Source organism: Lysinibacillus cavernae, from assembly GCF_009724685.1.
GTDB lineage: Bacteria > Bacillota > Bacilli > Bacillales_A > Planococcaceae > Lysinibacillus > Lysinibacillus cavernae.
In genome coordinates, this window is record NZ_WMEF01000005.1 from 171441 (window position 1) to 196602 (window position 25162).

Genomic DNA, 25162 nt, shown 5'->3' on the forward strand with positions numbered 1-25162 from the left:
ATATCCCTCCACCCATCATTAAATAAAATCAACTTGAAATCATTTATTAGTACTTTATTTTATCTCTTAGAAAATCCTTTTGTTTAACTGTGAATTGATTAATGAATTCCTGGTTAACCTCAAAACCAATGCCGGGTTGTTCTGGAACAATAATAGTGCCAGGTTTTGAAAGAGTCACTTCTGGTAAAATGATATCTTCATCAAAATAACGGTTGGAAGCAGATGTATCACCTGGAATACTAAAGTTACTTAATGAAGCCATAGCAATGTTATGAGCCCTACCTATGCCAGCTTCAAGCATTCCACCACACCAAACGGGGATGTTTTTTTCCTCACATAGATTGTGCATTTTAATTGCTTCGAAAAGTCCTCCAACACGACCAACTTTAATATTAATAATTTTGCAAGCACTAATTTCGATTGCCTTTCTTGCGTCTTCTACAGAATGAATACTTTCATCTAAACAGATAGGTGTAGTTATTGCTTCTTGTAATTTTGCGTGATCTAAAATGTCGTCATGAGCTAACGGCTGTTCAATCATCATTAAATTAAACTGATCTAATTCTTTTAATAGTTGTAAATCATTCAGGCTATAACAAGAATTAGCATCAGCCATTAGCGGAATTTGTTCTCCGAAATTTTTCCGAATAGCCTCTAAAGGGGCAATGTCCCAGCCCGGTTTAATTTTGACCTTTATCTTTTTATATCCATCCTCTATAAAACCTGCCACCTTGTTTAATAAAGTTTCTATGTTATTTTCAATGCCGATGCTTACACCCACTTCAATCTCTGACCGTGTTCCTCCTAGTGTAGTAGAAAGCGTTTGTCCTTTTTGCTTGCTATATAAATCCCAAATTGCCATTTCAAGTACTGCTTTTGCCATGTTATTTCTACGTATATATGAAAACAATTCCGAGACATCTTTTGGCTCTTGAATTTCGTTTTCTAATAGCTTTGGAATCAAATAAGTTTCGAGCATGTGCCATACTGTACCTGTAGTCTCTTCGTTGTAGATAGGAAAAGGCATCGCGACACTTTCAGCAAAGCCAACTTTATCTCCGCCATGTACCTTAACGATGATAATATCCTTTTCAATCACTTTACCGAAGCTAGTTTCAAATGAAGATTTTAAGGGTAATTTAATTCGTTGTAATGAAATTTTATTTATATCCATAGAGTAATACCTTCCTTTTTATATAAAATTACTTGTAGTCTCTTGATCCATTATTTCAGGTTCAAACAAGTGACAAGCTACAAAATGTCCTGGTTTAACCTCTATATTTCTAGGATTTTTTGTCTTACATACTTCCATACATGCAAAACATCGAGGATGGAAAGTACAACCAAGAGGAGGATTTACTGGATTTGGAACATCACCAGTTAAAATTATCCGGTCTTTTTTTTCACTTTCAGGATTAGGGACTGGAACAGAAGACATAAGGGATTTTGTATAAGGATGAAGCGGTTCTGAAAACAATTGGTTTTTATCAGCAAACTCTACCATTCTTCCTAGATACATTACGCCAATTCTGTCACTAATGTGTTTTACCACACTTAAATCATGAGCAATAAAAATGTATGTTAGTCCTAATTCTTTCTGAAGACGCTGAAACAGGTTAAGTATTTGTGCTTGAACAGATACATCCAAAGCAGAAACGGGCTCATCAGCTATTATAAGTGATGGACCTACCGCGATTGCTCGGGCAATTCCTATTCTTTGTCTTTGCCCCCCACTAAATTCATGAGGATAGCGATCTGCATGAAAAGCACTTAATCCTACCATTTGCAAAATTTCTAAAATTTTCTGCCTTCTTTCTTTCTTACTCTTTCCTATTCCATGTGTTAATAGTGCTTCTTCTAAAATAGAAGAGATTCGAAGACGAGGATTTAAAGAAGCAAACGGGTCCTGGAAAACAATCTGCATTTGTTTTCTGAGCTTTCTCAATTCTTGCTTACTCAAGCTTAGGACATCTCTGCCTTCAAATATAATTTCGCCACTTGTTGGTTCAATTAATTTTAAGATACTTCTTCCAGTTGTAGACTTGCCACAGCCGCTTTCTCCAACAATTCCCAATGTTTCTCCTTTTAATAGCTTAAAAGTAACGCCATCAACAGCTTTAACAAAGTCTTTCTTTTTAGAAATAAAACTCTTATTTATAGGAAAATATGTTTTTAGGTTATGAACCTCCAGCAGTATTTCACTCATGCTAATGCCTCCTCATGAATATATAGCCAACATCTAACTGAGTGTTCGTTATTCGTTTTTATTAGAGGTGGGTTTCTTTCAAAACATTTTGAATGAGCTTGGGTGCATCGAGAAAAGAAAGGACATCCTTTCGTTATCTCTCCGATATTTGGTACATTGCCTTCAATTGGTTGTAGATTATCCTGTTCATCTTCAAGACTAGGAATAGAATTTAATAGACCAATGGTATAAGGATGTTGTGGATTTTTATAGATAGTTTTTACATGTGCTTCTTCAACAATTTGCCCATAATACATGACCATAACCCGATCAGCCATTTCTGCTACAACACCTAAATCATGAGTTATTAATAGTATTGCTGTTTCATAGTTAGTTTTGAGATCATTCATTAAGTCTAAAATCTGCGCTTGTATCGTTACATCTAATGCTGTTGTTGGCTCATCAGCAATTAATAGGCTAGGATTACAAGCCATAGCCATCGCGATCATTATCCTTTGTCTCATTCCTCCAGAAAGTTGATGTGGATATTCGCTTATAATCTTTTCTGGGCGTGGAATTCCAACCTTTTTTAATATATCAACCGTTTGCTTTTTTAACTCATCTCCTGAGGCATCTGTATGTAGCTTAAGAACCTCACTAATTTGTCTTCCAATTCTATGAACAGGATTTAAGGATGTCATAGGCTCTTGGAATATCATTGAAACATCTTTCCCACGAATTGACCGCATTTTTTTTTCAGATAATTGATTGAAGTCGATATCATTAAAAATAATTTTTCCATCAATATTCCCAACACTATTTGATATTAATCTCATTATGGAAAGGGACGTAACGCTTTTACCACACCCAGATTCTCCTACCAAAGCGAGTGTTTCGCCTTTATTAATCGTAAAGTTCACCTGACTCACTGCATTAACAAAATTGTTCTTCCCTGTTTTAAATCTAATAGAAAGGTCCTCCACTTTCAGAAGCGCTTCTTTTTTTACAAGGTTAGTTCCCATCTTTTTCACTCCCAAGCAGTTATTTTTGCCTTGGATCTAGTGCATCCCGCAATCCATCACCTAGCAGGTTAAAACCAAGTACGACTAACATAATTGCCAAACCTGGGAAAAGGGACATCCACCAAGCCTGCCCTAAAAAAGCTTTTCCAACGTAAGCCATAGATCCCCATTCAGGAGTAGGCGGCTGAGCACCGAGCCCCAAGAAACTTAACGCTGCTGCTACAAGAATACTAGTTCCAAATTGTAAACTGGATAAAACAATTATTGGTGATAATACGTTAGGAAATACATGCTTTAAAATTATTTTAAAATCCGAAACACCAAGTGCCTTTACTGCCTCTATATATTCTTTTTCCCTTATTGATAAGACCGATCCTCGAACCACCCTTACATATGAAGGTATAGCCGAGATTGCAACCGCAATCATCGCGTTAGTTAATCCGACCCCAAGTACAGCAATAATAGCAATTGCAAGAAGGAGTGAGGGAAAAGCCAGTAAAATATCCATAACCTGCATAATATAAATATCAAATCTACGGTAATAGCCTGATATCATTCCTAAAATGACCCCGATAACGCCTGCGATTAGCACCGCAACAAGCCCCATCATTAAGGAAACCCGACCTCCATATAATATTCTAGAAAATATATCTCTCCCAAAATCATCTGTCCCTAATAAATGTTGTCCTCCTGGAGGTAAAAACCTTTGTTCGAAATTCATTACGTCAACTGAATGTGGGGCAATCCAAGGAGCAAGTAAGGAAATAGACACGAAGAACAATAAAATACAGGCCCCACTAACAGCACTTTTGTTAGTTATTATTCTTTTCCCCACTAACGACCAGTATGTTTTAGACTTTACCTCAGAATCCCTATTATTTTGAGGAGGATTGAATTTAGTTTCTGAATCTGTAAGCTTAGGAGCTGAACTACTCAAAATACTTGCCTCCCTTTCTAATACTTAATACGAGGATCTACTAAACTGTATACAAGATCCACTATCATGTTAGTTATAATAAAAAGAAATGCCATAAATAGAACTAACCCTTGTACTGTTGGCAAATCCCTTTTAGTAATTGCTTCAATAGAAAAACTTCCTAATCCTGGTAGTGCAAATACAGTTTCAATGACTACAGCACCTGCTAATAGAAAACCAAACTGTAGACCAATTAAAGTAATAACAGGTATCATGGCATTTTGAAGAGCATGCTTAAAAATCATAGGAATCATAGCAAGTCCTTTAGCTTGAGCTGTTCTCATGAAATCTTGTTTAATTACTTCAAGCATACTTGACCTTGTCATTCTTGCTATATTACCAGCTGATCCTAAACCAAGTGTAATAGATGGCAGAATTAATGAATAAAACCCTTGATATCCTGAAATAGGGAAAACACTGAATTGGTATGAAAAAATCCAAATTAAGAATAGAGCAATCCAAAACCCTGGTGCAGATATACCTATTAAGGAAATAACCATAGCTAGTTGGTCGAAGATTGTATTTTGTTTCACTGCTGCTAAAATACCCATTAAAATCCCAACTACTGATCCAATGATTAAACTATAAAGCGCTAGTTGTACTGTAATAGGAAAGCGAGCCGTAATCTCTTCAATCACTGTCAAACCTGTAATATAGGATGTTCCTAAGTCCCCTTGCAACACATTTTTAATATAATCAATGTATTGAATAAAAAGCGGCTGGTCTAAACCTAAAGTGCTTTTCATTTCAACTATGGCCTCTTCAGAAGCAAAGTCTCCTAGAATATAAGTTACTGGATCACCAGGTATGAGGTGCATCATCAAAAAGACTAAAATCGATACACCAATTAGAGTAACAACCATTGAAAAAGTACGATTCAAAATATATTTAGACAAGTTTACATCCCCCCTTTTTTAATAAGGTAGTTAGGGATGAACATCCCTAACTTTTCAGGTTAATTTTTATTTCGAAGTGATATCATTGAAGATAATAGATTGTGAGTAAGGATTTTGTTTAAATCCATTAATGTCACGGTAAGCGGTTACATTCTCACGTACAAATAACGGAACCCAAGGAGATTCTTCCACAAGAAATTGCTGTGCTTGTTCATAAATTTCCATACGCTCCTCCTTATTCATCGTTTGACGTGCTTTAGTGAGTAAATTGTGTAATTCCTCATTTTCATAATGCATTCTTAATGAACTTCCTTTTCCAAAAAGCATATACAAGATATCTGGATCTGACCATCCGTACATATTTAGAAGTGCATCATGTAACCCCTTTGGTGTGTTTGCAGAAATTGACGCTGGCTCTTGAACAGAAATATTAACTAAAATACCAATCTCTTTTAATTGGCCTTGAAGAATTTGGGCAATTCTTTGCATTACTGGTTCATCAGATAACCATAATTCAAATGAGAAAGGCTTTCCGTCCTTCTCTATAATCCCATCTCCATTTGTGTCCTTCCACCCAGCTTCTTCTAGCAACGATTTAGCTTTTTCCACATTTAGAGAGTATTTTTGTTTTGCCTCTCCTTCCACCTTTTCACTATATCCTGGTATACTTTGAGGAAGAGGACCAAAGAGTGGTTTTGCATAGCCTTCCAAAGCAAATTCTACGAGTGGATCACGATCGATACCAAGTGCGATAGCTTGTCTAACACGTTTGTCTTGGAACATTGGCTTTTTATTATTGAAGCCTAAGTAAGTTATGCCTTGTTCCAACATACTATCAATTTTCACACCTTCTGTTGTTTCAAGATCTTTAATATAATTTGGTGGCACATTGGTCATAATCTGTGTGGTACCTTTTTTAAATTCTAGTACTCTAGTATCGTCATCCGTGATAAAACGGAACTCATATTTATCAAAACCTGGTGCACCCTTATTGTCTACAAAAGGAGGACCCCAATTATAATCGTCATTTTTCATGTAAGTAATAGAAGATCCACGTATTCTTTCCCCAAATTTAAATATTCCTGAAGCCCCAGGATGTTTTCCAAAATCCTCTCCGTACTCATCAAGTGATTTAGGATCCATCGGTGCTAAATATGAAGTAGTTAATCCACTGGCAAAAGGTGCAAAGGGCTCTGTGAAATAAACCATTAATTTCTGTCCATCAGCTTCAATTTTGTCCACTGGTCCAGCTAAAAACTTGACAGCAGAATATTGAAGGAACCTTTCAAACGACTTTTTAACTGCTTCAGCAGTAAGCGGTTCCCCAGAATGGAACTTGACATTTTCATCTAAATAAAAGGTCCAAATTTTACCATCATTTGAAATGTCATATTTTTCGGCAAGACCTGGTATTATATTTCCTTCAAGATCCCTTTTTAACAATGTGTCATAAATATTGGCAGTTGAATTATCAACCCAAGTTGTTTTATGGACGTCAATGGTATCCGGCTCACGAACAGAAGAGATTACTAATGTGTTCCGTGATTTGCTATCGCCATTTCCAGAACTTTGTTCATTCGAATTTGGGTTACAGCCTGCTAAAATCACCATGATAATTAACATAACGATTAATTTACATCCCCTGGTTTTCACTTTCACCCCTCCTTTTACTTAACCTTATCTTCCTGTAAAAATTTTGCTTCTTTATTAAAAGGATAAACTTGTTTTGTAAGTCTTGTGTGTTTAAAAGAAAAAAGATTAAAGCTTGATAACCCAGGAGAGTCAACTGTGATTATTTTATGGGCTAATGGTTCAAATCCGGCACGGAAATGCTGGCTTGATTTTAAAGCGACAATTTTGTATGTCTTAATATCAATTCCATGTAATAAAAAGATTTGTTCATCCAGTGTTTGGGACCTTTTGGAACAAACAATAATATCGATGCCACCAACTACTAACCTCGCAGACTTACCATAATCTATTTTTGCACCTTTTCCCATTGGGGAAGACTGGATAAATTGGCCATCAGCTAGTGTTTTAACGTATGCTGTTACCTTAACGGGCTTTCCATGTATGTCATCTGTTTTGCCACCAAGTAATACATCGATTGAAGATCCTACCCCTCTGTCATGAGCAATGTTCACTACTTCTGGGTCATAGATAAAACTGAAACAAGCATTTTCAAGATTTGCCTTTATCATGGCTGAAAGCAAATGAGTACCATCACCTGGTGTACCTCCTCCAGGATTATCTGAGGTTTCGTTAATTACAATTGGTTTTCCCTCTAGTTTTAATGCCCTTTTAATTCCTTCTTCTGGGTTAATAATGTCTGGGAAAAACATCTCTTTTGCATTCCATATCTCTATGGCAATTTCTTCATTGGTTTGATCTGCAAGCTCCTGGTCATTATTAGTGACAGTAACAACCGAAACTCCGACTTCAGGTATATTCGTGTAGGGAAAGCCATGAAAGAATGTACAATCAATAATGTTTTCATTTACTTCACGTGCCCAGCACAGTTCATTGATATTTTTTGCGGGTGATAAATTTGTAGTAGATGTAGGAATCATAAGCGGGAGTTTTTTTAGGCTCATCTTTGGTTGAATCTCACCTGAAAGAATTTTTCGAGTAATATCTATCGCCTCGATTCCTCTGTCATAGCAATCAACATGTGGGTAAAAATTAACTCCCAATAGGACGTCTGCTTCACTAACCATTTGATCAGTAATATTTCCGTGAAGATCTAACGTGACTACAACTGGAATTTTATACCCTACAACTTCTCGAATAGCAGCTAATATACCACCTTCTAGATCATCAACGTCTTCAGCAACACCAGCACCATGAAGTGCAAGACAAATGGCATCATACTCTACTACCGCTTTAATCGAATCAGTTAATTCACTAATAAGCCTATTGTAGGTTTCTTTAGTTATAACCCCGGAAGGCATCGCAAATGCTGAAAATAGTGGAATTATTTCCACTCCTGTTTCTTCAGCGCGTTCAATCATTCCACCTAAGTAATCTCTTACATTACGATGTTTGTTTATGATTTCATCGCCATGAATCCATTCCCATTCCTTAAACGATTCAACAGTTGTTTTCTCATTAGAAAATGTGTTTGTCTCATGTGCAATTTCACCTATCAAGATCTTCATTGTTTTACCCACCTTTTTTGAAGTATTTACTTTAAAATAAAACAAAAATAAAGTGAACGTTTTATTTTTTTAATCATATTGATTTTGGGTAAAGATGTCAATACAAATATTTGATTTTTTGAAAATTTCAGAATTTTATACGTTTCTCTCAATGATTATTCTCGTAAAAGTTTCAACTACTGCAATATTTCTGAGTAAGAATTTGTTGAAAGCCAGCAGTGTAAACATCTAGAATATTCAGTAAAAAACAAAACTGATAATACACTGTGTGCATGATCTTGTTGAGCTGTGTACTTTTAAGATGTGATCGTTTCATTTTATTTTTTAAACCATGATTAATTTTGTGTTACTACTAATAGGTAATTGAACTGATTATAATTGCGATATAAATGAAACATTTAATTACTTACTCTCACTACCATCACCTTTAAAAACGGCAACTGGACATGGCAATAGCCATGTCCAGTCTTATTATTTTGGTTAAATACATTGTGATTTTGAACAATTTCAACGCTTATGTCTTGATTATTTATTAGTGCTGACGTCTAATGTCTTATCACCATTAATTTTACTTTCAGGTAAGTTGTTTTTACCTTTGGACGCATGGCTTGAAATCTTAAAATCATTTTATGACCCTGTAAAAGTCCCAATATTATCACCATTTTTGGTTCTCAATTTTATTATGTTATTCACTGTAACTTGTGCAATACATCAATATCTCCTTTACCAATATAGTTTTTCAACTATTTATTCAGTGCTGTATCTAAAAAGCTAGCTACACCTACTTCGACCATACGTCTGTTCTCTTGTGAACGGTTATCGAATTTATCACTGTTTTATTAACCATTAGTGAGATTGTTTCATAGGCAGCTTTAATTTATTATTCACAGATAACATTCGAATCACCACAATGAAAATAACGATAGCTGACAGTTCAATAGGGCTGCTCCACCCTGCCCAAATGCATAGCGCGCACAAAAATGTCAACACAGCATGAATTTCTTCTCTTAATGCAAGTGGCGTTCTACCAGCTAATAAATCACGAATCATCCCTCCGCCAACACCAGTAAACATGGAAGCAATAATAATGATACCGAGATCGTGATGGAGGCTTTTCGCTAGTAGTCCTCCTTGTATAGCGAAAGAAGCAAGGCCGATAGAATCAAAGAAATACCCCCATCGATTCCAATGATGAATCCAGTTCCTTTTGACGAACAAGATTGTCGTTAGTGTGATTAATACGACTAGTAAAGATTGACGCTCCCATATATCTGCAACAGGTATATCAAGCACAACGTTTCGAATAATAGAACCGCCATAGGACGTTGTGAGACCGAGCACAAATATACCGATAAAAGAATATTTGGCTTGTAACGCAACAAATGCTCCGCTAATAGCGTAAGCAATAATGCCAATGATGTGTAATACGGACCAAGTCACACGATTCAACTCCTCTTTTTTTAATGTGCCTACATAAAAAAGCCCACCATAAAATAGTTGCGCATTAATTACGCAAGCTATTTTATGGCGGGCTAATATCTAAGCAGTTATACCTACTAATATATCCATCTCACCATTGTACGATTTAAAAATTTCATAGAAGTTAAGCAATTCTTACATTACACAACGACCATCAAATTTCCCAGTAAAATTGTAATCTATTTAGTTTTTAAACTCAATATAAAATTTTTGATCACAACGTTTCATACATGACTTGACCCATTTGAGATAGGTCGTAATCACCTAATGCAGCCACTTCTGATTGAAAATCTGGTGCGTTCAAAATCTCCTTCACTGTTTCAATCAGTTGTTGATTTTCAGGTGTTTTAAACAACACAATATCATAACGCTCTTTGACAACAGGTATAAAATCAACATGAATGAGTTTAGCAGTTTTTTCAATACCTATGCCAACATCTGCGTACCCATTTGCGACAGCAGAGGCGACATCGAGATGGCTCATTTCTTCATTGTGGTACCCTTTAATTGTGGAAGGCGCTATGTGATGAATGCGCAATTGTTCGTCTAATAAAGTACGAGCACCTGAGCCTTTCTCACGGTTAATCAATGTAAATGATTTAGTCTTAAAGTCTTCAAAGGATTTAATTTCTAAAGGGTTCCCTTGTTGAACATAGAAACCCGCTCTACGTGATACGACATTGATGAGTATAAAAGCGTGACTTACAAAAATCTTTTTCAAATAAGGGGTATTGTAGTCCCCTGTATCACCATCAAACATATGTAAACTCGCCATATCACATTCTCCGTTATACATCGCCATAACACCATTAAAACTACCTTCATGTGAACGCAATACTTTATTAGATTGTCTTCTCTCGATATATTTTGCCAGTAAATCTAGCACTAAATCTTGCCCACTAATAATCATTCTTTGATTATTTTTTGTTGGAGTGGCTGCAGTTGTCAACGGCACTGATGGAGCAGTACCTGTTTTACGTTTTTGTATATAGGCTTGCAAGTCAGCTCGATCTACACGCATTTGCCGACCAACACGGAAAACTGGCAAATCTTCCTTTTTCACCAAATCATAAATCGTTAATTTCGAAACCTTTAATAATTGTGCTACCTCTTCAATCGTATAGGATTGTTCTTGTGACATGTAAACATTCCCCTCCTATAAACCTCTGTTTATATGGTATCTCATTTATATCCTTATGAACATCTAGAAATTTTCTACCAATAAATCTTTCTTTTTCACTTATAACTAATTATAATAAGTTATGTCTTGTTATAACGAGTTATAAAAGGAGTAAAATCATAATGAAAAAATTTTATAGTTTCTTTGTGACACTGATACTACTAGTTGGCCTATTAGCAGCTTGTGGTAACCAAGAAAAAGAGTTGAAAGCAAACGAACCCGTTGAGTTAACAATTTCTGCAGCGGCTAGTTTACAGGATGCCTTAGAAGAACTAAAAACAACTTATGAAAAAGAACACAGTACGATTAAAATCCTCTATAACTTTGGTGGTTCAGGTGCATTACAACAGCAAATTTTACAGGGTGCTCCTGCAGATATTTTCTTTTCAGCAGCAGAAGATAAATTCGATGCCCTTGTAGAAAAAGACCTTATCGATCAAAAGCAAGGAACTGATCTTTTAGCAAACGAATTAGTATTAATCGTTCCAAAAAATAATGAAAAGCAAATTCAATCCTTTGAAGATTTACAACAAGCAGGAAAAATTGCGCTCGGTACACCAGAAACGGTTCCTGCTGGGCAATATGGTGTGGACACGTTGAAAAGTATGCAACTTTGGGATTCACTAGAATCCAAAATGGTTTATACAAAAGACGTTCGACAAGTTCTTACTTACACCGAAACGGAAAATGTTGATGCTGGACTCGTTTATAAAACGGATGCCCTTGTATCAGATAAAGTCGATGTTGTTGCGACAGCAACTGATGATACACACAAACCGATTATTTATCCTGTCGGAGTGATAAAAAATGGTAAACATGCTCAAGAGGCGGAAGATTTTTATCATTTTTTACAAAGTGATGAGGCAATGACCATATTTAAAAAGTATGGATTTAAAGGAACTCAATAATAAATGGGTACCGATTTTTGGTCTCCACTTTGGCTTTCGATTGAGATTGCCTTTGTCGCAGGAATCATCGCTATCGTAGCAGGTATTATCATGGGCAAATGGATGACCACACACCATTTCAAAGGCAAATTATTGCTTGAAACTGTGTTGCTGTTACCTCTAGTACTTCCTCCTACAGTTGTAGGTTTCCTGCTTATCGTTATTTTTGGAAAAAATAGCGTTCTAGGAAATTTGATTATGTGGCTTTTCGATCAGCCCGTCATGTTTACATGGTGGGCGGCGGTCATCGCTTCTACAATTGTTGCCTTTCCATTAATGTATCAATCGGCTAAAACTGGTTTTGCCTCTGTTGATCGAGATATTGAAAATGCTGCACGTGTTGGTGGGGCAAATGAGTGGCAAGTCTTACTCTATATTTCCATCCCCCTTGCATTAAAGGCACTCGTGTCTGGTGGTATATTAAGCTTCACACGAGCTTTAGGTGAATTTGGCGCTACCTTAATGTTTGCGGGTAACATTCCAGGAAAAACACAAACAATGCCACTCGCTATTTATATAGCCCTTGATGCGGGAAACATGGCCCTTGCCTGGACATGGGCTCTGTGCATGATTGCTATTTCTTTCCTTATGCTGCTTAGCATTCATATACTGAAAGTTTAAAAAGGGTAGTTGGTTAAACCAACTACCCTTTTTGTCATCCCCCACTAATTGGTGGGATAAAGGCGATTGTGTCGCCCGACTTGACCATCGTTGCATCCGTTGCAAATTCCTCATTAATCGCCGTCATCATCTGTTGTAATGACAGCTGTGGATAGTGCTTTTCCAGCCACTCCTTAATCTGAGCAACGGTCACATCCGACAGGTCTACAGTAAGCTGTGACTCACCAACGGCTTCTTGTAAGTGCGCAAATAATAAGATGTTAATCACGGTTTTCCTCCTCAAGAATGGACGGTTTTCCTTGCGGATATGGAACATTTTCTAATTGATCACCAATCCACTCCGTACCGTCCTCCCAATGCTCTTTTTTCCAAATAGGCACAATTTGCTTAATGCGATCAATCGCATACTCATTCGCCATATAGGCTATTTTACGATGTGGCGATGATACAGCAATGACAACAGCAATATCAGAAATATCTAAATGACCTACACGATGGGTAATTGCCACTTGCGCTTCTGGCCACTGTTCTTGTATTTCCTTCGCAATTTGCTCAAACATTTTAATGGCCATGGCAGGATAGGCTTGATATTCCAAGTGCAATGTTTTTTTACCATTTGTGATTTCACGCACTGTGCCAATAAATAGTGTAATAGCCCCAGCATTTCGACTAAGTACCTTTTGTCTTACTTCCTCTACATCAATGGGTTTATCGATAATTTCAAACAACGCTGTAGTCATGATTTTTTCCTCATTTCCTTCCATAAAAACTCCATATACTGTGCTTCTTCATGAATCGAAAAGGCAGGGATAGCGATTGACGAATCGAGTGGATAGCTTGGCCAATAGAGCACACAAATAATCTGGGATACTTGCTGTAATAAAGCTTGATCTTGTGCTGTTCGTAAAAGCACAACCTTCGGATAATGTTCGTTTTTATACCCTTCAATCAAGATAATATCCATTGGAAAGGATGCATAAATCTCTATTATATCAGCAAGTTCCCAGTTATGTTGATGAATACTCAAACGTAAAGTTCCTGCTCCCTCAACTGCTGTGACACCCGCACCTGCAAGCTCATGACGACTACTATCCTTTGAAGCGTCTACTATAGGTACACCACCATGTCCATGATGCTTAATGGTTCCTACTCGAAGCCCTTCCGTTGTAGCTCTCTTAATTAATTGCTCCATCAATGTCGTCTTACCACTATTTTGATAGCCAACTATCTGTAAGATTTTTCGATATTGTCCCAAGGCCACTCACTTCCTTGCAAATCTTCTAACAATAGAACATCTACTTGCATACCCTTTTCATAGCCACGTGAGCCACCTGGTAAGACAATGAACGCGTTCGCTGTTGCTAAAGAAGAAACTGCACTCGATTTATCAAAACCAGAGGGCTCAACAACTAATTGACCTTTGTCATAATAGACATGCGCCCTTACAAAGCGTGTAAATGGATTAGCCTTTGTGAAATCCGCACCTAAAATAGCTTGTTCTCTTCGTAAATGGGGTTGTGAATTACTATAGGCCGTGCGAATAATCGGGCGTACAAATAGCTCAAAGCCAACATAGCAGGCTGAAGGATTACCAGAAAGTCCAAATAGTAATTGCCCCTCTCGAGCGGCTACAGTTGTCACACTACCTGGGCGCATCGCCACTTTGTTAAACAAAACCTTTGCATTTATCGCTTCATAAATGGCTGGTAAGTAATCATAATCTCCTACGGAAACACCCCCCGTTGTAATTAACATATCCACTTCCTGTAAGGCTTTTTCAACATTCTCAATACATAATTCGAGATCATCGCTTAACTTGCCAAAATATTTGACTTCTGCTCCAGCACGCTCTATTTGCCCCATCATCATATACGCATTACTATTGCGAATTTTGCCTGGCTGTAAAGATTCACCTGGCTCTAGTAATTCGCTACCAGTGGCTATCACACCAATGACCGTTTTACGATAAACAGGTACTTGTTCATAACCAAAAGTAGCAAGTAAGGCCATCACGCCGGGATTAATATATTGTCCTTTTTCAATGAGGATAGCACCTTGCTGCACATCTTCCCCTTTGTACGAAATGTTGGACCCCGCTTCAAAAGTCCGTTTAATCGACATATATGTTTGATGATTTTCTTCGAATGTATGGGTTAATTCTAGCATGACCACTGCATCACACCCTGGTGGGATCGGTGCACCTGTCATAATACGGACAGCTTGTCGATCTCCAACGACTTCGTCATAAACATAGCCTGCACCAATTTCCCCAACGACTTGAAAACGGATTGGGTGTTGTGAGGAGGCTTCTTGGCTATCAATCGAGCGTATAGCATAGCCATCATAAGGGGAACGATCAAAGGCTGGTACATCATGATCAGCTCTTACAGCTTCTGCTATAAAGCGTCCATGGGCTTGTGTTAAAGGCACAAGCTCCTTTTTTGCTGGGAAGGCAAAGTCCATTACACGATGAACAGCTTCTGCGACAGGAATTGGTTGTCTTTTTTCTAACATTTAGTACACTCCTTTAACCTAATAATCGATAGTAAATGCTTTTCGCCTTTTCTATATCTTGTATACCATGAATCACAACTCGCCCATCTTGGAAAATGACTATTCGGTAATCGTCTGCTTGGCAAGATAGCAAATAAGGATTCATTTGAATTTCACCGTATGGACGAAGCTGTTTTGTCAGCTGGTCGAACTGATAGTGAATTGGCTTTGGCGGTCGGATTTGTACTGCGTCTCGTCCACAAAGTATCTGTAATTTAGTTTGATTTTCATAAGATAAATAAGGATATGTCGGTTGATTGCCACAAGATGGACAATCAGCCTGCCATACTTTTTCGACATTAATTTCATAGTGCTGATTTTGCCAAACATCAAACGTTAAATAGCTTTTTCGTAAGGCTTTCTCATCTCCAATGAGCAGTTTTAAAACCTCTGCCACTTGATAAGCTGCAACGATTTGGACCGTTGGACTAATAATTCCTACCGTATCACAAGTCATCCCTGTATGAGGCATGACGTTTAACAAGCAATGTAAACAAGGTGTTTTACCTGGTACAATCGTATAGGTTGCACCATAACTTCCAACGCAAGAGCCGTAAACCCAAGGAATACAGTACTTTTGCGCAAGGTCATTCATCAGAAAACGGACATCAAAATTATCTGTTGCATCGACCATCACATCGACACTTTCTAACAATGGCAGCAAAGACTCTGTACAAGCGTCCATAATAGCCGTATTAATTTCTACGTCCGTGTTGATGCTGTGAAGTCTTGCTTTGGCTGCAATAACTTTCGGTATTTTTTCTTGTGCATCTTGCTCTGTATATAATTGCTGTCTTTGTAAATTACTCCACTCTACGTAATCCCGATCAATGATGGTAAGCTTGCCAATACCAGCGCGCACAAGTGCTTCTGCACTAGCACTTCCTAAAGCACCCACACCAATGATTAGGACGTGTTTTTGTTGGATGGATTGTTGCCCTGTTTGTCCAATTGGGTGAAATAATTGTTGTCTAGAATATCTATTTTGCATAAGTATGAGGCCTTTCTTTCTTTGAATTTTCGTTTGACCTTTTCATTAATAGCATTATAATAAAAGCAATGTTTTTCCGCAAAACACTATCGAAGGAGGTCATTACTGTGCATCCCACACATCACCAGCAACCAATCCAAGTTGCAGTTTTAACGGTCAGTGACACACGCACACAAGCAGATGATCATGCTGGTCAGCGTATACAATCCTTATTGCAAGAAGCTACATTTGAAGTAGTGGACTACCAACTTACAAAGGACGAACCACTAGATATCGCTAATCATGTCAAGAATTGGTGCAGTAGTAAAACAATCAATACCATTATTATCACAGGTGGAACAGGATTTACACCAAGAGACCAAACCTACGACACCATCTTGCCTCTTTTTGAAAAAGAAATGATGGGATTTGGTGAATTATTTCGAACACTCAGCTACGAAGAAATTGGTCCAAAAGCGATGTTTAGTCGTGCCACAGCTGGAAGTCTTCAGCAAACAGCCATTTATATTTTACCAGGTTCTACCAACGCCGTAACATTGGCGATGACAAAGCTTATTCTCCCTACTGTACAGCATTTTGTAGGTGAGTTGAATCGCCTATGAAAATTGCTGGTATTGTGTTAGCTGGTGGTCAATCTTCTCGATATGGTCAACCTAAAATGTTTGAAATATTTGCCGGTCAGCCTTTATATAAGCATAGTCTTATTGCCTTGCAAAAAAATGAGCTAAATCCAATAGTCATTGCTACGAACGCTCATTTACAACCACAATTTGGAGAGGAAAAAGTCCAATGGCTCATTGAAAAGCAGCCACATCAAGGACCTCTTTTTGCCTTGCATCATATTATGACAGCCTATCCTGATGTGGAGTGGTTTTTTGTTGTAGCGAGCGATATGCCATATATGAATACCGATTTTATCAAAAAAATGTTAGTACTTATTGATGATGCATATGATGCCATTGTTCCTACGCAAGCGCTACGCGATCAACCATTAGCTGCACTATATCGTCGCACAGCTTTACCAAAGGCAAAACAATTAACAGAACAAAACAAACGGAGTATGAAAGTGCTGTTAGAGCAACTTCGTGTTTGTTATGTCCCTTTTGATGACGATAGCTCAACATTTATCAATATCAATGCACAACACGACTGGTCACAAACAACTAAAAAGGAGTCTAACAATGAATAATTTTACACACTGGAACGATGAAGGTCGCCCCAAAATGGTCGACATCTCAGAAAAAGAAATCACTACACGTACAGCCATCGCTCGTAGTACGATTACTTTATCCAATGAAGTCTATCAAGCTATCCAACAAGGTGGTATTAAAAAAGGTGATCCGACGCAAGTTGCTCAAATTGCAGGGATCATGGGGGCTAAAAAAACCGCCGATATCATACCCATGTGCCATCCCATCATGCTACAAGGAACCGATTTCCAATTCGACTATCAAAAAACAGAAGATGGTTATGAGCTCCATATTCAAGCCACTGTCAAATGTAGTGGGAAAACCGGTGTTGAAATGGAAGCCCTCACTGCTGTGTCCATCGCTGCTCTAACTTTTTATGATATGTGTAAAGCCGTTGATAAAACAATGGTCATTAAAGAAACCTATCTTGTGGAAAAAACAGGTGGGAAAAGTGGCACTTTTGTGCATAAATAAACAGAAAAATTCGGCATTATTTTGCCGATTTTTTCTGTTTTTTTCACTCTATCCCCCAATATGAGACATTTCAATTTTTGAATTTTTCCTTTTTGCTATTGTTTGTTCATTGCGTTCATCTGAATAACGATCATTCCTTGTCTCCCAAACGTTCATAATACACTTGATGATGGCTGCATCGTCTTGCCCAGATCGTAACAACTCTCTTAAATCCGTTCCTGCTGTTGCAAATAAACAAGTATATAGTGACCCTTCCGCAGAGAGACGCGCACGTGAGCAATTGGAGCAGAAGGAATCAGTCACAGACGAGATCACACCAATCTCACCTTGTGCGTCTTGATATTGATAACGCGTTGCCACTTCCCCCTTGTAATTTGGAGCCACTGGCTGTAATGGAGAAAACTGATGGATGTGATCGATAATGTCTTTTTTGGACACCACATCATCTAAACGCCAACCGTTCGAATTCCCTACATCCATATACTCAATAAAACGTAGAATATGGTGTTTTTCTTTAAAAAATTGTGCCATTGTAACGATATCTTGATCATTCTTTCCTTTTTGAACAACCATATTAATTTTTACTTGTAAACCTGCTTCTGCTGCCTTTTCAATTCCCTCTAACACCGTCAATACCTTGCCTCGATGACCATTCATCTCGAAAAAACGCTCATCATCAAGTGAGTCTAGACTAACGGAGACTCGGGATAAGCCAGCTTGTGCCAATGGCTGTGCATATTTTTTTAATAAAGAGCCATTCGTTGTTAAAGCAATATCTTCTACACCCTCTATGCGGTGAATACGTGCAATTAATTCGGGCAAATCACGACGTAGTAATGGCTCCCCGCCCGTAATCCGAACTTTTTTCACGCCTAATGTAACAAAAATTTTTACTAATCGTTCAATCTCATCAAAATTTAATATTTTATCAGATGGTAAAAATGCGTAATCTGGACCAAATATTTCTGCTGGCATGCAATAGCGACAGCGAAAATTACAGCGATCTGTCACGGATATTCTTAAATCTCTTAGCGGTCTGTGTAATTGGTCTTGTAGATTCGTCATTTAATCTCCTTCTTTCAGTTTATTAGCTGGTAATAGGATGCGCTGTGGATGTGTATAAATATTCAATGAGCTTTGCCTAATAAAGCCAACCGTTGTAATCCCAAGTTGCTCAGCCAATTGTAAGGCTAATTCGGTTGGTGCTGATTTAGATAGCACAATTGCACAGCCTATTTTAGAGACCTTTAGTAAAATTTCCGATGATATTCGTCCGCTAAATACAATAATTTTGTCTTGCATACTGATGTTGTTGCGTAAGCAATAGCCGTAAATTTTATCTAAAGCGTTATGACGTCCAATATCCATGCGACTTAACACAATGCCATTGACATCACATAGTGCTGCATTATGCACACCGCCTGTTTTTTTAAATATGTCAGCACCATCCTGCATCGCATGCATTAAACGGAAGCAATCCTCCGTCGTCATTTGCACATGAACATCTTCCATCTTTTTCGCCACTAATGCATCATTCGTAAACACAAAACCTTGTCGACTCATTCCACAACAAGACGTAATATAACGCTTGTTTTGTGTTTGTTGATAATATGGATTGACATGTTTTGTTTTGATATGCACAAAGCCTTCTTTTTCTTGGTGCCAAATTTCCTCAATATCCTCATAGCTACGGATCACTCGCTCAGAAGCTAAATATCCGATAACCATATCCTCCACGTACTCTGGTGTACAAACCATCGTCACAAATTCTTGCTGATTTATTTTCACAGTAACAGCGTATTCTGAGACAACCAAGTCATCTATTTCTTTCACTTGCTGCCCTTCTACGCGCATAATTTTCCTCGTTATCGCTCTATCCATAAGGCATCCCCTTTATTCGCTGATATTCTTGTCAAAAACAAAGACGGAAATTGCAAAATCCTCTTCAATTTTTATATCTGAAAATAGGTGGAGTAATTTACTACCCATCAGTTCTTCCATACCCTCTGGTGGAGATTGCGTATATAATTCTTGGATCATACTCGTTCTTGCAGCATGCACCATTTTTAGACCTTCCGGAGTGCTTGCAATGAATTTCTCCGTCGGTGTGATATTTCCGTATAAAGTGGATACAGCCATATTCTCGACAAAAACCGTATGAATACGCTCTGGACCTTTACCAAATACTTCTTTTCTTAACTTTCGAATCATGTCATTAAATTCATGTATTTTTTTAGACATAGCAACGATTCTCCTATCGTAATTAAACTTTTTTAGGCAAATGGTTATGAGGGTCACCCTTACAGTTTGTTAATGATATAGCAACTTGAAAAAAAATAAAAGAGAAAATACTTCTTGATAATAATTCTCATTTAATAAATTTTATGATAAATATTGTCCATTTTGAAGGAAAAGGCTATAATAATACATATCACAAATGGAATTGATCTATTTTGATCCCTATGTCACGATGTTGCATAGTGTTTTTAATAGTTGAATTCTATTGTTATTAAAAAATAAAAGTTGATTGAGTTTTTAGCAAGGCCTGCTAAGAATTTTATCCACCATGAAACATTAGCATGTCTTGTACATGTCATTTCATGGTGGATTTTTTTATTTTTACGAAAACCGAGACATGGATAACTTGTTATGATCTAGCAGATTACCTATTTTGAGGTAGCTTCAAGAACAATTGGGAATTACAATGATAACAAGACAATTTTTTCAAAAATAACCAACTCGATTTATTATTCCCTATTTGTCTTAAGCCGTATCATGTTGTCCGATGAGTCTCAAAGTGCAAAAGGAGGAAGTTACCTTGACTCAAATTAATATTAATGGCGTACCGTACGATGTAAAAGAAGGAGCTACAATCCTTGATACCATTAATCAACATGACATACAGCATCCGCAGATCTGTCATGTGCCAACTGTTGACCCTATCGAAACATGTGATACATGTATCGTGGAGGTAAATGGCCAATTAGTTCGTTCCTGCTCCACAAAGGCAGTAGACGGCATGAATGTTTTATTAACTTCTGACAAAGCAAAAGCGGCACAAACAGAAGCGATGGACCGTCTACTCGAAAATCATTTACTGTACTGTACAGTTTGTGATAATAACAATGGGAATTGTACATTACACAACACAGCAGAATTGATGGAAATCGAGCATCAAAAATATCCATACAAACCAAAAGTTGAACCACATGAAGTGGACATGTCACACCCATTTTACCGATATGACCCTAACCAATGTATTGCATGTGGTCAATGTGTTGAAGTTTGTCAAAATTTACAGGTGAACGAAACATTATCTCTTGATTGGGAAACAGAGAGACCACGTGTAGTTTGGGATACAGGCGTTGCGATCAATGATTCTTCCTGTGTAAGTTGTGGTCAATGTGTAACCGTTTGTCCATGTAATGCCTTAATGGAAAAATCCATGCTTGGAGAGGCTGGATTTATGACTGGCTTGAAACAGGATATGCTAGATCCAATGATCAGTTTGATTAAGGAAGTTGAACCTGGATATAGTGGTATTTTTGCCGTATCAGAAGTAGAAGCAGCCATGCGTAGTAAGCGCACTAAAAAAACAAAAACAGTATGTACGTTCTGTGGTGTAGGTTGTTCATTCGAAGTTTGGACAAAAGGTCGTAAAATTTTAAAAGTACAGCCTTCCGATGGTCCAGTCAATGCGATTTCTACTTGTGTCAAAGGGAAATTCGGCTGGGATTTCATCAATTCCGAGGAACGTATTACAAAACCGTTAATTCGTAAAAATGATGAATTTGTTGAATCATCATGGGATGAAGCACTCGATTTAATTGCGACAAAGCTTGGGGGTATTCAACAACAATATGGCCCTGGTTCTGTAGGCTTTATCTCCTCTTCTAAAATTACGAACGAAGAAAATTACTTGATTCAAAAAATGGCACGTCAATTGTTTGAAACAAATGATGTAGATAATTGTTCACGTTATTGTCAATCGCCAGCTACTGACGGTTTATTACGTACAGTTGGTTTGGGTGGTGACGCTGGTACAATTAAAGATATTGCTAAGGCTGGACTTGTTATTATTGTTGGCGCTAACCCGGCTGAAGGTCACCCTGTTTTAGCGACTCGTGTCAAACGTGCACATAAATTACATGGTCAAAAATTAATTGTTGCCGATATTCGTAAACATGAAATGGCAGAGCGTTCAGACATCTTCATGCGTCCAAAACAAGGTACTGACCAAGTTTGGTTAATGGCCGTAACAAAATATATTATCGATCAAGGTTGGCATGATGAAGCCTTCATTGGAGAAAATGTCCTTCATTTTGATGATTTTAAACATGTACTTGAAACATATACACTTGATTATGCGCAAGAAATGACTGGTATTGCCAAAGAAACATTAATAGAAGTTGCTGAAATGATTCGTGATGCAGATGGGACATGTGTTCTTTGGGGTATGGGCGTAACTCAAAATACAGGAGGCTCTTATACATCCGCGGCGATTTCAAATTTACTTTTAGCAACGGGGAACTATCGTCGTCCTGGGGCTGGTGCTTACCCTCTTCGTGGTCATAACAATGTTCAAGGTGCATGCGACATGGGGACACTGCCAAATCTATTACCAGGCTATCAAAAAGTGACAGATGATGAGGCACGTATAAAATTCGAAAAAGCATACGGTGTCAACATTCAGCCACAACCTGGTCGTACTAACATGCAAATGTTAGATGCCATTATGGAAGGCAAAATGAAAGCTATGTATTTAGTGGGCGAGGATATGGCACTTGTTGACTGTAACGCCAATCATGTAGATGAGGTTCTTTCACAACTAGACTTTTTCGTTGTCCAAGATTGTTTCCTATCTCGTACAGCACAATATGCGGATGTGATTTTACCTGCTGCTCCTTCCCTTGAAAAAGAAGGTACATTCACCAATACAGAACGTCGCGTTCAGCGCCTGTATCAAGTATTACCAACGCTTGGTGAGTCAAAAGCAGATTGGGAGATCCTTCAAGCCGTTGCTCGTCGATTAGGTGCAGATTGGCATTATGATCATCCAAGTGACATTTTTAATGAAATGGCGAGCCTTTCTCCCCTTTTCTCACAAGCTAACTATGATGTTTTAGAGGGCTGGGGAAGCTTCTGCTGGGGTAGTCATGATGGAAAGGATACGCCTTTATTATATGAAGATGGTTTTAACTTCCCTGATAAGAAGGCTCGTTTTGCTTTAAATGATTGGGTACAACCTGTTGAATTTGAGGCACAGTACGATTGCCATATTAATAATGGCCGTATGCTTGAACACTTCCATGAAGGCAATCTAACAAATAAATCGAAAGGTATTCAATCGAAAGTACCTGAAATTTTCGTTGAAGTATCACCAGAGTTGGCTAAAGAACGAGGCATTGAAGATGGAGCACTACTACGTTTAGTGTCTCCTTATGGTGCATTAAAGCTAAATGCTCTTGTCACAGATCGCGTGCAAGGGAACGAATTATTCTTACCAATGAACTCGGTTAGCAAAGATTCAGCCATCAACTTCTTAACTGGGCCTGCAGCAGATGTTAATACATCAACACCAGCCTATAAACAAACAAAAGTGCGAGTAGAAGTGCTAAAACCAAAAGGTAAAACACCACTTCCTCGCACAAACCCACGCTATAAAAAGCGTCATCCTCAAAATGGTGTTGAGGTACAACGGAAATGGAATCGTCCTGGCTACGTTCACTTAACAACCATTAACGAAAGAGAGTGAGAGCATGGCTGTACCCATTACAAGCATTAAAAAACAACAATTAACGGAAGAACAACTAAAGGAACAAAAATTAGACAATCTAAAACAACTGCTTTCTGATCATGAAGAAGCGGTCAATCAAGTGTTTACCATTATGGCTGAATTAAATGATATTGGTGCACTAGAGGCAGCTACCAAACTACTAGAAGCCAAAGAGGAAGTTGCCCATGTTGCACTTGGACAATTAACGCGTAAGCCTGTGACGAATATCATCAACAATTTAATGGGTGTTGCGGGAGCATTGACGGAACTGAATCCAGAGACAACGACAAAACTTATTGAAGGCTTAAACGCAGGTGTCGATGAAGCCAACAAAGCACTTGAATCCGATGAAAAGGTCAGTGCGTTTAAGCTCGTAAAAATGTTAAATGATCCAGATGTCAATCGAGCGCTCAATTTTGGCGTCCATTTCTTAAAAGGACTGGGCAAAGGCTTAAAAGAGTAAGGTGGTTACCTAAAATGTTAGTAAAAGAAGATATTGTAAACGCATTAAAACAAGTGGAAGATCCTGAACTTCACCAAAGTATCGTGGATTTGAATATGGTACGTAATATTCAAGTCAATGGCACACATATATCACTTGATATTATTTTGACTATTCCAGGATGCCCTTTAAAAGCAAAAATTCAGCAGGATGTGGAGGAGGCATTACAAGCTATTGGTGCCTCCAAAGTTGCCATTAACTTTGGAGCTATGACAGATCAAGAACGGCGTGCATTAACTACCTCCCTTCAAGCGAAAAATGTGACAGAACAAGGGATGCCAAACATGTTGCTGCTTAATTCTGGCGTTCAATTCATTGCCGTAACAAGTGGTAAAGGTGGTGTTGGTAAATCAACCGTGACGATTAATTTAGCTGTGGCTCTTGCCCGTCTTGGCAAACGTGTAGGTATTTTAGATGCCGATATCTATGGTTTCAGCATCCCTGCCATGATGAAGATTGATCAAAAACCTACCATGCTTGACCAAACCGCTATTCCAGTTGAAAGTCATGGAGTTAAAATGATGTCGATGGGCTTTTTTACAAATGACAACCAACCAGTTATGTGGCGTGGACCTATGCTCAACAAATGGATTCGTAATTTCCTTGTCAACACACTGTGGGGAGAGTTAGACTATCTCCTCATAGATTTACCACCTGGTACAGGAGATGTCGCGATCGATATGGCAGCGATGATTCCACAAGCACAGGAAATCATTGTGACAACACCGCATCTAGCCGCTTCTCATGTCGCTTCCCGTGCAGGCTTGATGGCTCAGCATACAAAACACAGCATTCTTGGTGTTGTCGAAAACATGGCCTATTTTGAAGGGCCAGATGGTCAAAAAAACTATTTATTCGGACAAGGCGGAGCAGAACAGCTAGCAGATTTATTGCAGACAAATGTGATAGCTCACATTCCTTTCGCTCAACCTGAAGAAAATACAGGTTCTTCGGTATATGATGAAGAATCCATAATCGGTGAAGTATTTACTCACCTAGCAGAAGATTTACTATGTAAATAAAATAAATCCCTTGATTTGCTATTACACAATGAACTGACCTGAAAAAGTGAGACAAATAAAAACACCTTTCGTTGAGAATGGGTATAAACATACCAAACAATCAACGTGGAGGTGTTTTTTCTATGGAACAACAGTAAGTTATTCAATAGAAGTAAAAATGAAGGCAATCGATATAAGATTGGCAGGAGTT

The 25162-nt window shown here is 38.0% G+C and carries 25 protein-coding genes; 8 read left to right on the plus strand and 17 right to left on the minus strand.

Annotation, left to right across the window (positions count from 1 at the left end):
* Window positions 1–46 precede the first annotated feature (46 nt).
* The 9 genes from menC to GJU32_RS12870 form a co-directional block, all read right to left on the minus strand.
* On the minus strand, window positions 47–1174 hold the full coding sequence (menC, locus tag GJU32_RS12830) for an o-succinylbenzoate synthase (protein WP_155592348.1): 1128 nt from the start codon (window positions 1172–1174) through the stop codon (window positions 47–49).
* 18 nt (window positions 1175–1192) lie between these two features.
* Window positions 1193–2206: an ABC transporter ATP-binding protein gene (locus GJU32_RS12835; protein ID WP_155592349.1), complete on the minus strand. Its 1014-nt coding sequence runs from the start codon at window positions 2204–2206 to the stop codon at window positions 1193–1195.
* The gene (locus GJU32_RS12840; RefSeq protein WP_155592350.1) at window positions 2203–3207 is read right to left on the minus strand and encodes an ABC transporter ATP-binding protein; all 1005 of its coding nucleotides are present in this window, start codon (window positions 3205–3207) and stop codon (window positions 2203–2205) included. Before GJU32_RS12840 ends, GJU32_RS12835 begins: the two co-directional genes overlap by 4 nt.
* Window positions 3208–3226: 19 nt before the next feature.
* Complete coding sequence (locus tag GJU32_RS12845) at window positions 3227–4144, minus strand: ABC transporter permease (RefSeq protein ID WP_196426686.1); 918 nt, start codon at window positions 4142–4144, stop codon at window positions 3227–3229.
* A 17-nt stretch (window positions 4145–4161) separates the two neighbouring features.
* Window positions 4162–5079, minus strand: coding sequence for an ABC transporter permease (locus GJU32_RS12850; RefSeq protein WP_155592351.1), 918 nt, complete (start codon window positions 5077–5079; stop codon window positions 4162–4164).
* A gap of 66 nt (window positions 5080–5145) precedes the next feature.
* Window positions 5146–6732, minus strand: coding sequence for an ABC transporter substrate-binding protein (locus tag GJU32_RS12855; protein ID WP_230875040.1), 1587 nt, complete (start codon window positions 6730–6732; stop codon window positions 5146–5148).
* A 14-nt stretch (window positions 6733–6746) separates the two neighbouring features.
* Window positions 6747–8237, minus strand: coding sequence for a M81 family metallopeptidase (locus tag GJU32_RS12860; RefSeq protein WP_155592352.1), 1491 nt, complete (start codon window positions 8235–8237; stop codon window positions 6747–6749).
* Between the two features lie 846 nt (window positions 8238–9083).
* On the minus strand, window positions 9084–9677 hold the full coding sequence (locus tag GJU32_RS12865; RefSeq protein ID WP_155592353.1) for a trimeric intracellular cation channel family protein: 594 nt from the start codon (window positions 9675–9677) through the stop codon (window positions 9084–9086).
* A gap of 253 nt (window positions 9678–9930) precedes the next feature.
* Entirely contained in the window at window positions 9931–10857 is a 927-nt protein-coding gene (locus GJU32_RS12870) for a helix-turn-helix transcriptional regulator (protein WP_155592354.1), read from the minus strand.
* Between the two features lie 161 nt (window positions 10858–11018).
* On the opposite strand from GJU32_RS12870, the gene modA reads away from it, so the two are divergent.
* Together modA and modB are read left to right on the plus strand one after the other, a co-directional pair.
* The gene (gene modA / locus GJU32_RS12875) at window positions 11019–11804 is read left to right on the plus strand and encodes a molybdate ABC transporter substrate-binding protein (protein ID WP_155592355.1); all 786 of its coding nucleotides are present in this window, start codon (window positions 11019–11021) and stop codon (window positions 11802–11804) included.
* A gap of 3 nt (window positions 11805–11807) precedes the next feature.
* On the plus strand, window positions 11808–12464 hold the full coding sequence (gene modB, locus GJU32_RS12880) for a molybdate ABC transporter permease subunit (RefSeq protein ID WP_155592356.1): 657 nt from the start codon (window positions 11808–11810) through the stop codon (window positions 12462–12464).
* A 34-nt stretch (window positions 12465–12498) separates the two neighbouring features.
* Here modB and moaD read toward each other — a convergent pair whose 3' ends face one another.
* Genes moaD through GJU32_RS12905 form a run of 5 tightly spaced genes read right to left on the minus strand, consistent with a single transcriptional unit; the run spans window position 12499 to window position 16008 of the window.
* Window positions 12499–12732 carry a molybdopterin converting factor subunit 1 gene (moaD, locus tag GJU32_RS12885; RefSeq protein WP_155592420.1) on the minus strand — a complete coding sequence of 78 codons (234 nt, stop codon included), beginning with the start codon at window positions 12730–12732 and terminating at the stop codon, window positions 12499–12501.
* A complete protein-coding gene (locus GJU32_RS12890) occupies window positions 12725–13204 on the minus strand; it encodes a molybdenum cofactor biosynthesis protein MoaE (RefSeq protein ID WP_155592357.1) in 480 nt (159 codons plus the stop codon). Before GJU32_RS12890 ends, moaD begins: the two co-directional genes overlap by 8 nt.
* Window positions 13201–13725 (minus strand): molybdopterin-guanine dinucleotide biosynthesis protein B, encoded by a 525-nt coding sequence (gene mobB / locus GJU32_RS12895; RefSeq protein WP_155592358.1) that lies wholly within the window; start codon window positions 13723–13725, stop codon window positions 13201–13203. The genes GJU32_RS12890 and mobB overlap by 4 nt, the downstream gene beginning before the upstream one ends.
* Window positions 13689–14978 (minus strand): molybdopterin molybdotransferase MoeA, encoded by a 1290-nt coding sequence (locus tag GJU32_RS12900; protein WP_155592359.1) that lies wholly within the window; start codon window positions 14976–14978, stop codon window positions 13689–13691. The genes mobB and GJU32_RS12900 overlap by 37 nt, the downstream gene beginning before the upstream one ends.
* Window positions 14979–14991: 13 nt before the next feature.
* The gene (locus GJU32_RS12905) at window positions 14992–16008 is read right to left on the minus strand and encodes a thiazole biosynthesis adenylyltransferase ThiF (protein ID WP_155592360.1); all 1017 of its coding nucleotides are present in this window, start codon (window positions 16006–16008) and stop codon (window positions 14992–14994) included.
* A gap of 107 nt (window positions 16009–16115) precedes the next feature.
* On the opposite strand from GJU32_RS12905, the gene GJU32_RS12910 reads away from it, so the two are divergent.
* The 3 genes from GJU32_RS12910 to moaC are packed head-to-tail and all read left to right on the plus strand — an operon-like array spanning window position 16116 to window position 17672.
* Window positions 16116–16610, plus strand: coding sequence for a MogA/MoaB family molybdenum cofactor biosynthesis protein (locus tag GJU32_RS12910; RefSeq protein ID WP_155592361.1), 495 nt, complete (start codon window positions 16116–16118; stop codon window positions 16608–16610).
* On the plus strand, window positions 16607–17197 hold the full coding sequence (locus tag GJU32_RS12915; protein ID WP_155592362.1) for a molybdenum cofactor guanylyltransferase: 591 nt from the start codon (window positions 16607–16609) through the stop codon (window positions 17195–17197). Before GJU32_RS12910 ends, GJU32_RS12915 begins: the two co-directional genes overlap by 4 nt.
* Window positions 17190–17672 (plus strand): cyclic pyranopterin monophosphate synthase MoaC, encoded by a 483-nt coding sequence (gene moaC / locus GJU32_RS12920; protein ID WP_155592363.1) that lies wholly within the window; start codon window positions 17190–17192, stop codon window positions 17670–17672. The genes GJU32_RS12915 and moaC overlap by 8 nt, the downstream gene beginning before the upstream one ends.
* A 48-nt stretch (window positions 17673–17720) precedes the next feature.
* Here the strand turns inward: moaC and moaA are convergent, their stop codons facing one another.
* Genes moaA through GJU32_RS12935 form a run of 3 tightly spaced genes read right to left on the minus strand, consistent with a single transcriptional unit; the run spans window position 17721 to window position 19913 of the window.
* Complete coding sequence (gene moaA / locus GJU32_RS12925) at window positions 17721–18737, minus strand: GTP 3',8-cyclase MoaA (RefSeq protein WP_155592364.1); 1017 nt, start codon at window positions 18735–18737, stop codon at window positions 17721–17723.
* Entirely contained in the window at window positions 18738–19553 is an 816-nt protein-coding gene (gene fdhD, locus GJU32_RS12930; protein ID WP_155592365.1) for a formate dehydrogenase accessory sulfurtransferase FdhD, read from the minus strand.
* A 12-nt stretch (window positions 19554–19565) separates the two neighbouring features.
* Complete coding sequence (locus GJU32_RS12935; RefSeq protein WP_155592366.1) at window positions 19566–19913, minus strand: Na-translocating system protein MpsC family protein; 348 nt, start codon at window positions 19911–19913, stop codon at window positions 19566–19568.
* 577 nt (window positions 19914–20490) lie between these two features.
* On the opposite strand from GJU32_RS12935, the gene fdhF reads away from it, so the two are divergent.
* From fdhF to GJU32_RS12950, 3 genes are read left to right on the plus strand one after another with little or no spacing between them, the layout of a single operon-like run.
* Entirely contained in the window at window positions 20491–23427 is a 2937-nt protein-coding gene (fdhF, locus tag GJU32_RS12940; RefSeq protein WP_155592367.1) for a formate dehydrogenase subunit alpha, read from the plus strand.
* Between the two features lie 4 nt (window positions 23428–23431).
* Window positions 23432–23911, plus strand: a complete 480-nt coding sequence (locus GJU32_RS12945; RefSeq protein WP_155592368.1) for a helical membrane plugin domain-containing protein — start codon at window positions 23432–23434, stop codon at window positions 23909–23911.
* A gap of 14 nt (window positions 23912–23925) precedes the next feature.
* Window positions 23926–24972 carry an Mrp/NBP35 family ATP-binding protein gene (locus tag GJU32_RS12950; RefSeq protein ID WP_155592369.1) on the plus strand — a complete coding sequence of 349 codons (1047 nt, stop codon included), beginning with the start codon at window positions 23926–23928 and terminating at the stop codon, window positions 24970–24972.
* Window positions 24973–25162 lie beyond the last annotated feature (190 nt).

Coding starts and splice junctions, on each gene's coding strand:
- menC (WP_155592348.1), bottom strand. CDS start 1,174: ATGGATATAAATAAAATTTCATTACAACGAATTAAATTACCCTTAAAA.
- GJU32_RS12835 (WP_155592349.1), bottom strand. CDS start 2,206: ATGAGTGAAATACTGCTGGAGGTTCATAACCTAAAAACATATTTTCCT.
- GJU32_RS12840 (WP_155592350.1), bottom strand. CDS start 3,207: ATGGGAACTAACCTTGTAAAAAAAGAAGCGCTTCTGAAAGTGGAGGAC.
- GJU32_RS12860 (WP_155592352.1), bottom strand. CDS start 8,237: ATGAAGATCTTGATAGGTGAAATTGCACATGAGACAAACACATTTTCT.
- GJU32_RS12870 (WP_155592354.1), bottom strand. CDS start 10,857: ATGTCACAAGAACAATCCTATACGATTGAAGAGGTAGCACAATTATTA.
- modA (WP_155592355.1), top strand. CDS start 11,019: ATGAAAAAATTTTATAGTTTCTTTGTGACACTGATACTACTAGTTGGC.
- modB (WP_155592356.1), top strand. CDS start 11,808: ATGGGTACCGATTTTTGGTCTCCACTTTGGCTTTCGATTGAGATTGCC.
- GJU32_RS12890 (WP_155592357.1), bottom strand. CDS start 13,204: ATGACTACAGCGTTGTTTGAAATTATCGATAAACCCATTGATGTAGAG.
- GJU32_RS12900 (WP_155592359.1), bottom strand. CDS start 14,978: ATGTTAGAAAAAAGACAACCAATTCCTGTCGCAGAAGCTGTTCATCGT.
- GJU32_RS12905 (WP_155592360.1), bottom strand. CDS start 16,008: ATGCAAAATAGATATTCTAGACAACAATTATTTCACCCAATTGGACAA.
- GJU32_RS12915 (WP_155592362.1), top strand. CDS start 16,607: ATGAAAATTGCTGGTATTGTGTTAGCTGGTGGTCAATCTTCTCGATAT.
- moaC (WP_155592363.1), top strand. CDS start 17,190: ATGAATAATTTTACACACTGGAACGATGAAGGTCGCCCCAAAATGGTC.
- moaA (WP_155592364.1), bottom strand. CDS start 18,737: ATGACGAATCTACAAGACCAATTACACAGACCGCTAAGAGATTTAAGA.
- fdhD (WP_155592365.1), bottom strand. CDS start 19,553: ATGGATAGAGCGATAACGAGGAAAATTATGCGCGTAGAAGGGCAGCAA.
- GJU32_RS12935 (WP_155592366.1), bottom strand. CDS start 19,913: ATGTCTAAAAAAATACATGAATTTAATGACATGATTCGAAAGTTAAGA.
- GJU32_RS12945 (WP_155592368.1), top strand. CDS start 23,432: ATGGCTGTACCCATTACAAGCATTAAAAAACAACAATTAACGGAAGAA.
- GJU32_RS12950 (WP_155592369.1), top strand. CDS start 23,926: ATGTTAGTAAAAGAAGATATTGTAAACGCATTAAAACAAGTGGAAGAT.